This is a genomic window from Synechococcus sp. MU1611 (assembly GCF_020514255.1).
Taxonomy (GTDB): domain Bacteria; phylum Cyanobacteriota; class Cyanobacteriia; order PCC-6307; family Cyanobiaceae; genus Parasynechococcus.
Genome location: NZ_VTLC01000005.1, coordinates 42,481 through 56,823, shown reverse-complemented (window position 1 = coordinate 56,823; position 14,343 = coordinate 42,481). Strand labels below are relative to the sequence as shown.

General features: G+C 46.4%; 16 protein-coding genes. 6 read left to right on the top strand and 10 right to left on the bottom strand.

Annotated features, from left to right (window positions below; all coding sequences use genetic code 11):
* Together FZZ92_RS10360 and FZZ92_RS10355 are read right to left on the bottom strand one after the other, a co-directional pair.
* Positions 1 to 612 (bottom strand): phycobiliprotein lyase, encoded by a 612-nt coding sequence (locus tag FZZ92_RS10360; protein ID WP_226423187.1) that lies wholly within the window; start codon positions 610 to 612, stop codon positions 1 to 3.
* Between the two features lie 60 nt (positions 613 to 672).
* A complete protein-coding gene (locus FZZ92_RS10355; RefSeq protein WP_226398219.1) occupies positions 673 to 906 on the bottom strand; it encodes a hypothetical protein in 234 nt (77 codons plus the stop codon).
* 310 nt (positions 907 to 1,216) lie between these two features.
* Here FZZ92_RS10355 and cpeB point away from each other — a divergent pair, with 310 nt between their 5' ends.
* From cpeB to FZZ92_RS13195, 5 genes are all read left to right on the top strand, one after another.
* On the top strand, positions 1,217 to 1,771 hold the full coding sequence (cpeB, locus tag FZZ92_RS10350; protein WP_115022906.1) for a class 1 C-phycoerythrin subunit beta: 555 nt from the start codon (positions 1,217 to 1,219) through the stop codon (positions 1,769 to 1,771).
* A gap of 61 nt (positions 1,772 to 1,832) precedes the next feature.
* Complete coding sequence (cpeA, locus tag FZZ92_RS10345; RefSeq protein ID WP_115022908.1) at positions 1,833 to 2,327, top strand: class 1 C-phycoerythrin subunit alpha; 495 nt, start codon at positions 1,833 to 1,835, stop codon at positions 2,325 to 2,327.
* A 130-nt stretch (positions 2,328 to 2,457) separates the two neighbouring features.
* Entirely contained in the window at positions 2,458 to 2,892 is a 435-nt protein-coding gene (locus tag FZZ92_RS10340) for a DUF2656 family protein (RefSeq protein WP_226423186.1), read from the top strand.
* 496 nt (positions 2,893 to 3,388) lie between these two features.
* The gene (locus FZZ92_RS10335; RefSeq protein WP_226423185.1) at positions 3,389 to 4,708 is read left to right on the top strand and encodes a HEAT repeat domain-containing protein; all 1,320 of its coding nucleotides are present in this window, start codon (positions 3,389 to 3,391) and stop codon (positions 4,706 to 4,708) included.
* 77 nt (positions 4,709 to 4,785) lie between these two features.
* Positions 4,786 to 5,424, top strand: a complete 639-nt coding sequence (locus tag FZZ92_RS13195) for a HEAT repeat domain-containing protein (protein WP_226423184.1) — start codon at positions 4,786 to 4,788, stop codon at positions 5,422 to 5,424.
* A gap of 11 nt (positions 5,425 to 5,435) precedes the next feature.
* Here FZZ92_RS13195 and FZZ92_RS10325 read toward each other — a convergent pair whose 3' ends face one another.
* Entirely contained in the window at positions 5,436 to 5,780 is a 345-nt protein-coding gene (locus FZZ92_RS10325) for a Nif11-like leader peptide family natural product precursor (RefSeq protein ID WP_115093405.1), read from the bottom strand.
* Positions 5,781 to 6,184: 404 nt separating this feature from the next.
* Between FZZ92_RS10325 and FZZ92_RS10320 the strand changes: the two genes are divergently transcribed.
* The gene (locus tag FZZ92_RS10320; RefSeq protein WP_226423183.1) at positions 6,185 to 7,336 is read left to right on the top strand and encodes a HEAT repeat domain-containing protein; all 1,152 of its coding nucleotides are present in this window, start codon (positions 6,185 to 6,187) and stop codon (positions 7,334 to 7,336) included.
* Between the two features lie 32 nt (positions 7,337 to 7,368).
* Here FZZ92_RS10320 and FZZ92_RS10315 read toward each other — a convergent pair whose 3' ends face one another.
* From FZZ92_RS10315 to FZZ92_RS10285, 7 genes are all read right to left on the bottom strand, one after another.
* Positions 7,369 to 8,334, bottom strand: coding sequence for a helix-turn-helix transcriptional regulator (locus FZZ92_RS10315; protein ID WP_226423182.1), 966 nt, complete (start codon positions 8,332 to 8,334; stop codon positions 7,369 to 7,371).
* A gap of 3 nt (positions 8,335 to 8,337) precedes the next feature.
* The gene (locus FZZ92_RS10310) at positions 8,338 to 9,321 is read right to left on the bottom strand and encodes a helix-turn-helix domain-containing protein (RefSeq protein WP_226423181.1); all 984 of its coding nucleotides are present in this window, start codon (positions 9,319 to 9,321) and stop codon (positions 8,338 to 8,340) included.
* A gap of 264 nt (positions 9,322 to 9,585) precedes the next feature.
* A complete protein-coding gene (locus FZZ92_RS10305) occupies positions 9,586 to 10,482 on the bottom strand; it encodes a HEAT repeat domain-containing protein (protein ID WP_226423180.1) in 897 nt (298 codons plus the stop codon).
* Between the two features lie 157 nt (positions 10,483 to 10,639).
* Positions 10,640 to 11,509, bottom strand: coding sequence for a phycobilisome rod-core linker polypeptide (locus FZZ92_RS10300; RefSeq protein WP_226398227.1), 870 nt, complete (start codon positions 11,507 to 11,509; stop codon positions 10,640 to 10,642).
* Positions 11,510 to 11,860: 351 nt separating this feature from the next.
* Complete coding sequence (mpeA, locus tag FZZ92_RS10295) at positions 11,861 to 12,358, bottom strand: class 2 C-phycoerythrin subunit alpha (RefSeq protein ID WP_115022927.1); 498 nt, start codon at positions 12,356 to 12,358, stop codon at positions 11,861 to 11,863.
* Between the two features lie 46 nt (positions 12,359 to 12,404).
* Positions 12,405 to 12,941, bottom strand: a complete 537-nt coding sequence (locus tag FZZ92_RS10290) for a bleomycin hydrolase (protein ID WP_006850273.1) — start codon at positions 12,939 to 12,941, stop codon at positions 12,405 to 12,407.
* A 177-nt stretch (positions 12,942 to 13,118) separates the two neighbouring features.
* Positions 13,119 to 14,315 carry a HEAT repeat domain-containing protein gene (locus FZZ92_RS10285; RefSeq protein WP_226423179.1) on the bottom strand — a complete coding sequence of 399 codons (1,197 nt, stop codon included), beginning with the start codon at positions 14,313 to 14,315 and terminating at the stop codon, positions 13,119 to 13,121.
* Positions 14,316 to 14,343 lie beyond the last annotated feature (28 nt).

The following is a 14,343-nucleotide window of genomic DNA, read 5'->3' as shown; positions in this document are numbered from 1 at the left end:
TCAGCCTTTGCTTGTAGAGGTCGCCATGGCCAGGTTCTGTGAACGCTCGGAAATGCCGGCGATTTCAGCATCGGTAGGGCATCGAAACTCAGTGCAATATGTGGTCATTGCAACGCCGTCTAAACACTGAACAGAACTTACTCTCATTCTGATCTGATCTGTCACAAACCAACACCGTTCAATACCAACATTGGTGTCGTATCGCGTCGTGATTGTTACCACTCCGTCGTCCGCAAAGGTGTATGTGCTCAGTACGGATTGTTTCTCGACATAGCCTACATCTCTCAGAAGAAAACCCTTGCGGGAATCATCGTGGGAGGGGACGTCGATCACGACTGCCGCATAGTCATCGTTGCGGACGCCCTTCTTGATGTTGCTTTCCCACCAAAACCGAGCTCCACCAGAACTGTCTTCGGTCTTAATGTTCAAAGAATCGCAGATTTTGGATACGACTGGGTCATCTGAGTTGAAAGGTTCAATGATTAGATTCGAGTCTGCCGCTTCATCATCTTGGTGGTCGAGGTGATGAACAGCGCGCCTGTTCAACCAAGTTCCGCGGCTGGCTTGAAAAAAATCCGCCATCGTCATCGGCGGGGATAGTGTTTGGACCATTGGCTTGAACCTGTGGAATAGATTAATTCAAGTCGACGAACGAATTATTGCCTAAGCGGATCAAGATTGTGCCTGCTGCGCATTCTTCTGGGCGACGAGTTGTGACATGACTTCGTCGAGCCGTTGTAGCTCTGGATGCGCCGCTACCGTGGCGTCGATTTTTTTCTGTGAAAGGCGCAGTTTTTTGCCTAGACCAATTACATCTTGAAAAAGTCTTTCTCGGTAGGCAGCTAATTCCTCAATAGACTCTTGCAATTCTTGGATGCTGGGTAAATCGGATGCTGCGTTGTCCATGCATTTCACATGTTGACCCTGGCGATAGTAAGCCTCCAACTCGCCTGCTTAAGGCTTTTGTGAACCTTCGCTCAGCATTGCTCAAACAAAGGAAAGAGTGCTGTTGAAGGTGCCCTGTTCAGCTGGAGGAACTCCTTGCTATTGCCGCAAGGTGACAAACTTTTGCGTAAAGGGGTCTGTTTGCAAAGCCAGCTGACAACTGAGTTTAGCCTTGGTCAGCGCTTCCACCACCCTTGGGCTACCAGGTCTTTAAGGCCTGCTCACCCATCGGTCCCCGAAGCACTGCATCCCCCAAACTGTCTGGCCCCCAATGCTCGACGCATTCTCCCGCACAGTCGTCAGCGCTGACGCCAAAACTGCACCTGTTGGTGGTAGCGACCTCGCTAGCCTCCGCTCCTACGTGCAAGATGGCAACAAGCGTCTGGACGCTGTCAACGCCATTACCTCCAACGCTTATTGCATCGTCTCCGATGCGGTAACCGGAATGATCTGCGAAAACACAGGTCTCATCCAGGCCGGCGGCAACTGCTACCCCACGCGTCGCATGGCTGCTTGCCTTCGCGATGGTGAGATCGTGCTTCGCTACATCAGCTATGCCTTGCTGGCTGGTGACGCTTCCGTGCTGGACGACCGTTGCCTTAACGGCCTCAAGGAAACCTACATCGCTTTAGGTGTTCCTACTCAGTCTGCCGCCCGCGCAGTTGCGATCATGAAATCCGCTGCTACGGCTCTTATTGGTCAGACCAATACCCCTGCAAGCGGTGGTGCTAAGTACCGCAAGATGGAAACCACTCAGGGCGACTGCTCTGCACTGGTGTCTGAAGCAGGTTCCTACTTCGATCGTGTGATTGGCGCTATCAGCTGATCTGCGGACGAACAAGTCTTCTCTTTTTACCTTCTCAGCACCTTTTACCTAAGGATCTCAAATGAAATCCGTCGTCACCACTGTTGTGACCGCTGCTGATGCAGCCGGTCGCTTCCCTTCTCAGAACGACCTTGAGGCTGTTCAGGGCAATATTCAGCGAGCTGCTGCTCGTCTGGAGGCTGCTGAAAAGCTGGCCGCCGGTCTGGACAACGTCACCCGCGAAGCTGGTGATGCTTGCTTCAACAAGTACGCCTATCTGCGGCAACCCGGTGAAGCCGGTGATAGCCAGGTGAAGGTCGACAAGTGCTACCGCGATCTCGGCCACTACCTGCGCTTGATCAACTACTGCCTCATCGTTGGTGGTACCGGCCCTCTCGATGAGTGGGGCATTGCTGGAGCACGTGAGGTGTATCGCACCTTGGGTCTTCCCACCAATGCATACATTGAAGCTCTCACCTACACCCGCAACCGCGGTTGTGCACCTCGTGATATGAGCCCCCAGGCTCTGAACGAGTTCAAGAGCTACCTTGATTACGCGATCAACGCTCTTTCTTGATCCGCTCAAGGTTCTAGCTGGGGGGGGGCTTTGCTCCCCCCTTTTTTGTGTCCGTCAGATGGAAGACCTTGAATCACCCATCACAGACAAGCTTCAATTCCATTAGATTTCTCAAAGAAACTGTTTTTTGATGACAACGTTTGTTCTATCTCATAACTTACAAGTTCAATCAGGCCACGTGCCTGCATTGAATTTTGAGGAGCTTGCACAAGCACTTAAATCTCTTTCAGAAAACATTTCATCAACTGCAGTTCTCGATCATCCTCATTGGAAACTCTCAATATCATCTGATTTGTCGCCGCAAGAACTGGCTGCTGATCTAGTTCAGACATGGTCTCAATACCGTCGACAACTTGGGCATGAGATGAACCACGTTGTCTTGGCACTCGGTGGAAGGAAGGATTCCCAGGCTTCTCCTGGAGCTCCACTCCAGGAGGGATATTGGGGTGTTGACTTAGTCGAAACAACCGATGAAGTTGCTTTTCTTCAGGCGATCAATTGGGATGTTCTTAAATCTGGGCGTCCAGAAGATTCCATTTTTCAGGTTTCCTCAGCATCCCTATAAGCAGTCTTTAAGACTGCTTTCGGCGATTTTTGCGTCGACCAGAGCTTTTTTTGGTCTCTTTACTTTCTTCTATCTTGTCTGAGGTTTTCTTGCTGGAAGAAGACTCTGACGTCGATGTCAATTTCTCAACTAGTTGTCGTACCTTGGAAGTCGATTCTTTCGTTTTAGGTGTTGCTATCAATGGGCGATGCTCGGCTTTGCTCCACCCGACACATGTGATCGATGTTTTGCAACTTCTAAAAGCTTGCATCCATTGCGCCATGAATCGGGTGTCCACACCAACTGTGTGTGGCGTTGAGGGCCTACAGCCGTCCATCACTCCTGTCGAAACCTGAATCAATCGTCCTGGAAACGGTCCCATAATTTTTTATAGTGGATAAAAAGAATTTTGCCCCTTGTATCGTCTGTTGGCAAGCTTGCTAATACTTTCTTATCTTGACGTGAAGCATTCAATCATCTACAGCATGTAGAATCATTGAGAAGTTGGTCATTTCTGATGCCCGGTGTTTTTGATAATATTCATGCTGGCCTTGATCAAAGTGAGGCCGTTAATATCCTGTCTAAAAAAGTTGATGATTTAGAGAGTGAAAGTGATTATTATATGGCCGTTTCCCACCTGATCAATTTTCCTGACCCAATAACAAGCCAAGCATTATTAATTTTTCTCGATAGGCCGTCTACAGTTACAGCTATAGGTCTTGCACAACGAAAATCTGTAGAAGTTCTTGCGCGATTAGGGGTGACAGAGGCCAAACCTAAAATTGCGAGTTTTTTAGATAGCTCTGATATTTATATGGTTGAGAATGCTGCTTGGGCTTTGGCTCGTCTGAATTGTCAAGACCCTGAAGTGCATCAACGCATGATTCATTTGGTGGATGACACTTGTCAAAATCAAAGAGTCTTAATTCAAAGTTTATCGAAGCTTTCTGTTAAATCAGCAATTTCAACGATTTCGGCTCTTACAGCTCATGAAAAGCCTTCGGTGCGCGGTGCTGCTATCGCCGCCATGATTCAGCTATCTGGAGATCATTCACATCTGGCTGATCTTTCAGATCATTTGTACAGTTCCAATCAAATGGATCGACAGTCGGCTGTACAAGATGTGATCGACGCGAATGCTGTTGAGCTTTTATCTGATTTAGTCCAGGCACCAATTTCCCCTGCATTTCGGATGCGAGCTGTTCGAGCTTTATTTGATAACCCTGTAAAAAAACTCTCAAACGATCACGCAATAACAGCAGTTGATCAACTTTTTTTTGATGATCCTCGGTCGATAACTGTTCTTCATCATTACGCTGAATCTATGCCTACACAGCTTTTGGTAGAGGGCTTGTTTCACCCAGATTTCAGTCGTTGTTATCTTGCGATGCAGGCGCTCTTCAACTGCGATGCTGAAGAGACTTGGATTGCTGTTGACAATTGCTGGCGAGAAAAAGCCCATAATGACTACGGTGCGCACTATTTTTTGATGCGTTTGTTTGGACTGAAGGCAGGTTGGAGTGATGAAGCCCTTGTTCGAATATATAAAATCCTCTCGGATGCGATTATCGATAAGCGCCCACAATTTAGAAAATCACCACCAGCGGCTTTGTTATCATTCGCTAAATTGTTTCCTGGCCAATACGATTGTATTCTGGACAATTGTTTTTCTCTAGAAAATAAGCCTGGTTGGGATATGTGTTATGCAGGCCTCCTCTTAATCCAAGCTGATCAGACAGATCGTCTGCAAATTCGATATCAACGTCAGCTACAACAGCTTGTCGAATCGGATGTCGACAGTTTGCTGCGTCTGAAAGCACAGGCAGTTATTGGTTAGTTGAGAACCAAATTCCAATATCTTATGACCCGAGACATCCAATGCTAATATGGAATACTCAATGATTAGTCTATTAAGTGAGCGACGATTCGATTATTCCTTCAATTGATGCATTATTTGAGGATCTAATGCATCCCAATCCTAGGATTCAGGAAGAAGCCTGTTTGATTCTCTCTGAGCACTATCAGAAGGAGGCGATGCCAAAATTATTACAACTTTTCTGTCATCATGATCCCAAAGTATATAGAGCGGCTGTTAAAGGAATTGGTTTCTTTGGGAGTTCTGCATTCGATCCTTTGATCGAACTTTATGCAACAACTGAGAATCAAACTGCAAGGCGTTGTTGTCCGAAGGCATTCGTACAATTGTTCAAGAACTTTCCTGATCAGCCTTTTCCTGATTCAGTGATGGAGATGCTGGAACAAGGGATTGATGATACAGATATGGTGGTCGTACAAGGTGCTTTGATGTGTCTCGGTCAGATTGGTAAGCAACAATTTAAGTCTGAAGAGGCAATAAGACTTCTTGCAAGGTCTCTCAGCAGTGAAAATGTGGCTTTGATCTTTAGTGCATCTCAGGCTCTTGCCGATATCCCGAATCCTATGGCTGAAGATGCTTTACAGAAACTTCAAGAAAACAATGATGATCCATTGATTCAGGAAGCAGCTCAGTCTGCATTGGCACGACTTCAGAACCTATTAAATTCTAGGAGTTAATATCTTTTCCTTTATCCAGTTACTGTTTTTACTCCTTCATAATAGCCTCCAGCACGAAAATCAAAACGTTCTACTTTATCCTCTTTGGCACATGTTGTCTGTGAATAATGTAGGAGTGTGCTAAATCCTTCCGGCACCATTTTTGGGCATAACCTGCCTACATCATTGGCAAATGGGCAGAAATACACACCTGCCCATCGATTCAGGAAACGACCCTTTATTTCATCCGAAAAGATAAATCCATGTTCATCTGCGAGCTTGAGGATTTCCTCGGGCTCAGCTTCCTGGAAAAGAGCTCTGAATGGCAAATCTTCTTCTAGAACTTCAAGAAAGCGTATGAATTCAGCGCGCGACATAGAGAATCTAGTTGCTTATCCATATTTTACCAGCATGTATCCGCTTCTTATCAGAGTTGTTTTGCTTATGGAGGGTCCAGTGGGCTTTTCATTCTCCTTGGATGTAAGGGCCCCGTCCGCGTTGTCAGGCTTCTGTGCAAAAAGCAAAGTATTTAATCAAGCTTGATTTTGAGATTGGCTTGTTGCTGCTTGGTGCCTATGCAATGGATGAAATTCTCATCGTGCTCTGATCACTTGCTTCGCTTTATTCTTCTTAAGCTAGATATCCATTAATTATCAATTTTGCAGGTGCATGGGTCAATTCTTACCAATTCATCGTTATAGATAAATTCCGCTGTTAGAAATAAATATACGCGTTTCGCATGGTGCCTAACTCGCAGAGATTTGATACTTTATTTTCGTGGATGGATGAACAGCAGGCCATTAGATTGCTTTCCCAAAATATTAGTACTCTCGATAATCCTGGCATTAAGTATATTGCAGCGACAAGGCTGGGAGCTTGTTCTTCGCGAGACTCTCTTGACGCGTTAGTTTTAGCTGCCACTGGGGACAGAGAAAATATTTTTGACTCTATTACTCGCCGCAAATCTATTGAAGCACTAGGACGTCGACGTGATCTCAGTACATTGCCTACTATTTATGATGCTATATCTAGTAGCGATGAGCAGACGATTGTTAATGCGGTTGATACGTTGATTAATTTTGGCGTTCCACTTGATTCTCAGTTTAAATCATCTCTTTTAAAGATCATTCAAGATGGCTCAGATGTACTTAAGCGTGTTGCAATTCAGTGCTTTAGTCGTTTAGAGATGCATGACAGTAATGGGATAATCTCAAAGCAACAGAGCAATCCAAATATATTGGTTAATGGCGCATCTATCGCTTATTCAATAAGAGTTGAAGGTGATAAGAGCAAGTTGCAGACTCTTACAGATCACCTCGATAATACCAATGTTATTTATCGGAGATCGTCGGTTATTGATATTGGTGATGCTGGTGAGCCGTCTCTTTTGTCGAATATTGCAAAAGTAGCTGTTTCAATGCCCTTAAGAGCTAAAAGTGCGTTCAAGATAACTCCGAAGATTAAAACTGAATCCCAAAGAAGCCTGATCAATCAACTGTTGCAGGATGATTCTCGTCATCTCTGTTTCACGCAAAGTGTTGATGTACCTGTTGATTTAAAAGAAGTCTGCGACTTACTAAGGCATAGAGACGAAGAACGCCAGTATTCGGGTGCAAAAACCTTGTTTACTTGGCCGGTTGCTGGTCTAACGGAGGCAATCAACTCTATTTGGGAGAATCATGGCTCCGACTATGGCGTTCACTATCAAGTCAACTGTTTGATCTCTCAACTTGGATTAACAGAATTATCTTTCATTACCAAGGAATCATTATCAGAGCCAGCTCCACAGTATGCAAAATCAAAAATTGCAGCCACTTGGGGATGTTTAAACTTAGGTTTATCCGAATGTCGCAGTGAGATTGAAAATCTATTCATGATGTCTAGTTGGGAACCTCTTCGATGGACATGTGCAGAGGTTTTACGCAAGTTGTAGAGGGTTGATCTTTTATTGTTTTGATTAGTTGTTTAGAAAGGTAACTTGTATCGCCTCGACTTTTCTATGGTTTGACTTGGAAGTTCGCCAAAGGCAGTGTAGTAACGTCGCGCATATCTTCCTTGATGTTTAAACCCATATTTAATCGCAATATCGCGAATTGAGTATAGTTTTAATTTCTGACGAGCTTCCTTGTTGAGCATCATTCTTCTCGATTCTTCTAGCCTAATATGTGTCATCAGCTCAATGATTCCCATGCCAAAGAATTCCTGACAGACGCGATATAATGATGCCTGGCTTGTGTTGATATGTTTGCAGACTTCAAGCAACGATAGAGGAGATTCCATAGACTTTTGGCTGTGGGCAAGGTTGATGATTTCTCTTAATTGACCGATGTTCTTTTGTCCGTGACTATCTTGTTCACTCATTGGTTCTTCGAGGCATGCTATTACTAGGTCAAAGTATTTTTCTGGCGTCTGAATTCCTGACGATACCTCTTTTCTCGCTAATCTTTTGAGTTGGCCTAGGGCATTATTATTGGAATAAACTCCCTGATCACTCGTGAGTCTTTCGAGTCCATCGTATGCTTTGCAGTTTTTAAGCAATTCAAGGAGTAGTTTTTTATCAATCATGCAACCAGTACTAGAGCATTCACTGGAATATTTTCCCCATGCATTCCCTGGTACTGAGTTAATGGTTCCAAATCCAGCTAGACTATTATTCGCCATTTTAAATCCATCACAATATCCAAAGGCATCTTGAATGTCTATTTTTGGAGTAATCCAATTGAAGTCGATGGTAACACCATTGCCCCATCCCTCGTACAACAAGGTTTTGTTGGCAGATATTTCTGCAAGTGATACTTTATTGGCAGTTGCGGCTTGCATCGTATAGATACCATTGCCACCATCTAGCTGCGTTATTTTTGTCAGTTGACCAAGTTTTGCCAGCTCTTCAGAAATCTCTAGTGGATCTCGAAATTCAAAAGTTGTTTTCATCTCTTATTCTCCCTTCCAAGCACTGAATGAATATATATTCCTGTTTGATCGATCTATTGTTTGACTGGGAGTTTCTCCATAATACAAAGAGTAGGAGTGCTCAAACTTTCTCCAGTTTTTGAAACCATAGTAAAGTGCTGTTCTTTTCTTTGTAAATTCTTTTAGTCCGGTTGAGGAATGGGGAGTTAAAAATGCCTTGCGGGTCTGCTCCAAACGTATTCTTCTGACAAGCTCAATTACATCCATATTGAAAATTCTTCGACATGTAGTATTTAGAGAGTCTCTATTTGAATTGAGGTATTCAGTGATTTCTTCGAGTGTGATTGGCGGCATTCCTGCACGATCTTCGTGAATCAGTTTGACCATGTCTTCTATGAGGTCTGTTGACTCACACCGATGTGCATCAAATGTTGATTCATTATCTTCATTGTCAAGAAATATGATTGCTAGATCGTAAAAGGAATTCGGTTTCTTTGATGGCTGGCCGTTGAAATGATCATGGAATAATTTTTTGAGTTGAGTGCTGGCATGATCATCCGAGTCAATTCCAATGCATTCTTCGAGCCTTGCATAGGCATTAAATGCATTCAATTTATTTATTCTTTCTTGTAATTTATTCCATTTTAAACTCATGCAGCAAAGCTCTTCATTTGCTCCCACAATGTCCCAGATATTTCCTCCTGTTTTGTTGATCCGATTGAATCCGGCAATACTATTTCTCGTCATCTGGTGGCCACTTATTGTTGTAAGTGCCTCCTTATTAGTTGTCGCCAAACTATCTAGCCAGCAGAACGATACTGATTTTGTATTAGCTTCTTCCTCGTAGAGCAGTGTTTGGTTGGATTTGAAAATTTCAAGATGGACATCTTGAATTGGTGAGCAAGTGGTCTGCGTTTCTAGAATTCCGGTGCTTAACTGAGTTACATTGCAGCCGAAGCTGGAGGTTGAATGATATTCCTCAAAATGTGCCTTGCAAAACTCTTCCATTTCGAGCGTATCGCAAAAAACATAATTCCGCGATCGTTTTCTTCGCAAGACCTTTCAGCTTATTTTTTCTACTCTATGGTTTTTGGGGCTCATGCGTACGAAGCTTGATGTTTTTCTTGAAGATTAAATTTTCACTTGCTACTATCCGCTTCTTATCAGATTTGCTTGAATTCCTTCTATTTATGTTATGCGGAGTAGAGCTTGAGCTGCTTAGGGCATCCTTTTAATGCTTTGGCCCTCTTATTCGTATTTGCTCCTGTGTTCTTATAAATCTCTACTTAGTATGTTGATTGCAACATTGAATACTGCTTGTACTGACTCATCTGTTTCTGCTGACTTTGCCCTTTCTATGCTTTCTACTGAATTATACGCTTCTAATTTCATCAGCGCCATTGCAGTATTCTTGCGTACCTGATTGTCTTCGTCAATCAGCTTTTTGCGCAGCATATGTTCAACATCTTCTGCATCGCATGATTTTCCAATCAGGGTAACTGCTTCTGCTCTCACCTCCGATGAGATGTCATCTAGTGCTTTGAATACTCTGATTTGTGCCCGAGGATCATCACTCTTTTGTATTTGATCTCCTAAAGCTGAAATTGCAGCAACTCGAACTTCAGATACGTCTGAATCTGCTGCCTCTAGCAATGCCTCGGGTGCTTTGGCACCAATGAAACTTAGCGCCAGGTTGATCAAGCCAACCTGAAATGGTGTGCAGTCTGGATTTTTCAGGATTCCTAGTAAGGAATCCATGGCGTCGGGTCCAATGGTTGCCATTGCTCCAGCAGAAGATCCGAGTACAACTGGATCACTATCTTCTAAAAAGGCTTCGAGCAGAAAAGGGAGAGCTTCCTTTTGTCCTATTAAATTGAGCGTCTTTGCTGATGCTCTCCTGACGATGACATTCTGGTGACTTCGAAGTGCTTTACAGAGTATAGGAATAGCTTTGTCTCCTACTGCGCCAAGACTTTTTGCAAAGGTGAGTCGCAGAGCTCCTCTCGCATCTCCGAGACCGGCGACCATTCGCTCGAGTGACTCTGCATCTGATTGAGGGATTTCACCTTCACCTAACTGTGTGCTGAGCTCATCAGCAAGCTGCTGTGCTTCTTCTTCCGTGAGTTGGCTTTCGCTGATTGATGAGATATCGCTGAAATCCTGGAGCACGGTGGACGTCCAACTTTGTTGAGTCGCAATCTAAGCGACTCTGATCAGGCACCTACCGGCTTGTGGGGCTTTGCAGTGTCGCCGCGTGGGCACAAAAATGCCCCCTTCCTGGGAAGGGGGCAGAAGTGATGGCATTTCGGTGCCTAATTCATGTTCATCAATATGGCAATGGCTTAACGCCGAAGGGACGGAAGGGAGCAGCGCCGGTTCTCCTGGGAGGCTGATGTCCGCCGTACTTTTGTTGGGGCAGCGTTGGTGCGCCCTTAAAGATCGGCTTCATCATGCTGATCGCTGCCGCAGCCAGTTGCGTCGTGGTGCGACTCCGACGTCCTTGTGCGTTGTCACTAACGGCAACCTTTGTGCCGGCAAGCTCGCGCATCATGCTGAAGGAGCTTGTCATCATTCCTGCGTAGGAATCGCCTGCTCGCATGTAAGGAACGATGTCTGATCCAAATACCTCGGCATATTCTGCGCAATCTGTGAGGCTGTCAATCAGAGCATCAAATCCCTCTTCTGCTTGAAGTTTGATGCTGTTTTGAACTTCCTCTTGAGTGAGGGGTGCCCGTCCTAGCAGGTGTTTGAAGTTCAGTTCAATCCCACGTTGGGGGGCGACACTATGGAAATAATTTTCCTTGTAGAAAGGAGATTTTGCCAGGCCGTTAACAAAGTCGCGGACTGTAATTTCTCCGTTCATCAAGCGCACCTCAAGCGAAGTGCAACGCTCGTTTTCAGTGGGAGGCAGGTTTCCGTATACCTGCCTGTAGGCGGCAATGATCGTGCGCTCCAGTGCTTCATTGCTGCTTGGGTGATACTCGTCGAAAGTCACCGCAAAGGGACATTCGCTATGAAGCCGAGGACCAATGCCAAGGCCCATCTGGGAACAGGTGTTGCGTTTGAACTCAGCAATGGCTCCAGCAACAGTCCGATGAACTGTGTTTTTTCCAGCCTTGCTGGGCATGGAGTAAGACGCTGGTTTGGTGCGGCTTGCTGCAGCCATACCTGCTGGACTAGTTTGTGTGCTTAGCATGGGGGAAAATAGTGAATAGATTAATAACAGTGACCTTTTCCAACGTGCTTAGAAGCTCACGAATTTGTCGTTACTTGCAAGCGAGCTGGAAACTTAAGTTCAGTGATGTTTCATCTAGGATTAAATGAAGACCTTTCACTTGAGGTCACCTTGAGTAATCATTTCGTCGATGAATGTTCTCACTACTGCCTGATTGGCTATTAGTATCTTGGCTTTTGTGGCCTTTTGGTGTTATTGACTGAGTATTTCTGACTTGTTAATGTCAGATTTTTGATCTTGAAAATAAAAAGGGGTGGGCTTTTGGCCCACCCCCTCAGTCAGATCAAAAAATCACTCAGCTTGAACTGATGATCAGCCCAGGGAGTTGATCACGTAGTCGAGCAGCTGGTTGTAAGCGGTCAGAGCCTGAGCGCTCATGTCGCGAGGGGCGCAACCACGGGAGCGGATGTGGGAGAAACCAGCCACGTAGGTACCAGCATCGATGCTGAGAGCCTTGTAGACCTCTTTCTGACCATTGATGGCCAGCTCATCCAGAGGGCCGGTGCCGCCGGTGACCAGGCAGTAGTTGATCAGACGCAGGTAGTGAACGAAGTCACGCTTGCACTTCTCTTTGCCTTCGGTGGCGCACTTACGGGGCTGACGGCCGGTGGCACCGTTGGGGTACTGGCTGTAGACAGCGTCGACAGCTTCCTGAGCGACCTGGTCGTAGTTGCTGGCGAGTTTCTCAGCAGCTTCCAGACGAGCAGAAGCACGCTGGATGGAGCCCTGGACGGACTCCATGTCGGAGGCGGTGGGGAAGCGGGATGCGCTGTCGGCTGCGCCGACGACGGTGGTGATGACGGACTTCATGATTAAGAAGAAGGTTGTTCAGGTGTGCAGAAAATCAATCTCTGGCTCAGCTGATGGCGCTGATCACCATGTCGAAGTAGCTAGCAGCTTCACCAGACAGGCTGGCGCAATCACCAGAAGTCAGAGCCATCTTCTTGGGCTGGCTGTTGGTGTTGGTGATCAGAGCACTGGCGGCTGCCTTCATGATGGCAACAGCGCGAGCGGCGGATCCGGTAGGAACGCCCAGAGCTGCATAGGTCTCGCGGAGACCGTTCAGGCAGCGGTCCTGCAGCACAGAAGCGTCACCGGCGAGCAGTGCGTAGGAGACGTAGCGCAGAACGATCTCGCCGTCGCGCAGGCAAGCAGCCATTTTGCGGTTGGTGTAAACACCACCGTTAGGGGCTGTCAGGCCGGTGTTCTCGCAGCAGATGCCGGCGACGGCGTCTGACACGATGCAGCTGGCGTTGGAAGTGATGGCGTTCACAGCGTCAAGGCGCTTGTTGCCATCAGCAATGAAGGACTTCAGAGAGGCAAGTTCGCCGCCACCAATGAAGGAGCCGCTGGAATCGGCCGAGACAGCAGCCCGGGAGAATGCGTCGAGCATGGGGTTGTGGAATACGTTGTTTGGGGAGATGCATTCCGCATCACGAATGAACATACCCCTGCTTTCCAGACCGACTTCCTGAACACCGTCGTCAGGACACACAAGTTGACAAAGGAAAAATTAGTGAAGTTTTTTCCGCCAACCATCCTTTGACTATTCATCTCTTTGTGCCCCGCTTTATGACATCTGTTTAAGGACTTGTTGGCAGCTCCATTTCAGTGGTAGCCAGAAGGCATTGGCCGAAAGCTCCTCCAGCAGAGGCTTCTGGTCCACAAGGCCCAAGCGGAGGCATCCCCAGGCCGCCGCAATTCGCGATTTTGTGTATTGAGGAATCGTTTCAGCCAAGGCAAGCCTGATGAGTTCGCTTCGCTCTCCCAAACCCTGAAGGCTTACAACGGCTGTTAGGTAATAGTGCGTTACATAATCGCTCCATAGTTTTTCTTTGATGTCGTCAATCAAGATCAGTCTTTCTGGCATGGCCATGGCCATCAAGCTTGAAGCTCCTCCGTACTGACGTGCTTCATCGCGATGCTGGAGGTTGTTTTCGATCTCCGTCGGTTCGACGGCGCAAATCCACTCCTGCCTAAGTTTTAGTTGTTGGGGGTTGTCTTGTAGGAGTTGTGTGATCAAGTCGGTATACCTATCGGGAATTTGACATTTCTTGTCTGGGTCGACCAACTGAAATGCACTCCTAGCGCGCAACGACATCGAGACAGGTGCGGTTACGAGAGCCTCTAGTCTTGATACATCGCCAGCATCACCGAGATCGATAACGGCAGAACGCCTTCTCCCTGCGATTGGATCGACCAATTGAGGAATGAGTACATCCAGCCCTTTGGATTGCAGGGTAACTTTTGATAAGTATGCTCTTGCTGCACCAGCCACCAGTGGATTGCAGTCTTCAGCAAGTGGTCTGATGCTGTCGATGACTCCGGAGACTCCCAATCGACAGAAGGCCTGAATGACAGCTCTTTTCTGAATATCTTCTCCTTCGAGTGCACCCAGTAATTTTTCTTGGTCTGTTTCAGTTAGTGGGGCTCCTATTTTTGTAATTGCCTCTACTGAATTGATGACTGCTGCTTCGTCACTACAGGTCAATGCGCGAAAAAGAGAGGGCAGAGCTTTTGTGCTTTTTCTTCTACCAAGGGCATCGATTGCCTTGCGTCGGGTGATGCGATTATAGAGATGTTCCGGATCTAACTCTGAAGCTTTAATCAGCACTTCGAGGGATTCTTCAGTGTTGCTCGCGCCGAGTCTTGTCGCGGCCATGTATTTATCAACCGGCCTCTCAAGTGTGTCTGGATCAGCCAAGATTACAGCCATAGCCTGCTCCTCAGTCAAGCCTTCAACCAAGTTGTCGAATCTCTCGGTCATGTCTCAGGGGTCGTTAAGGAAAAACCTG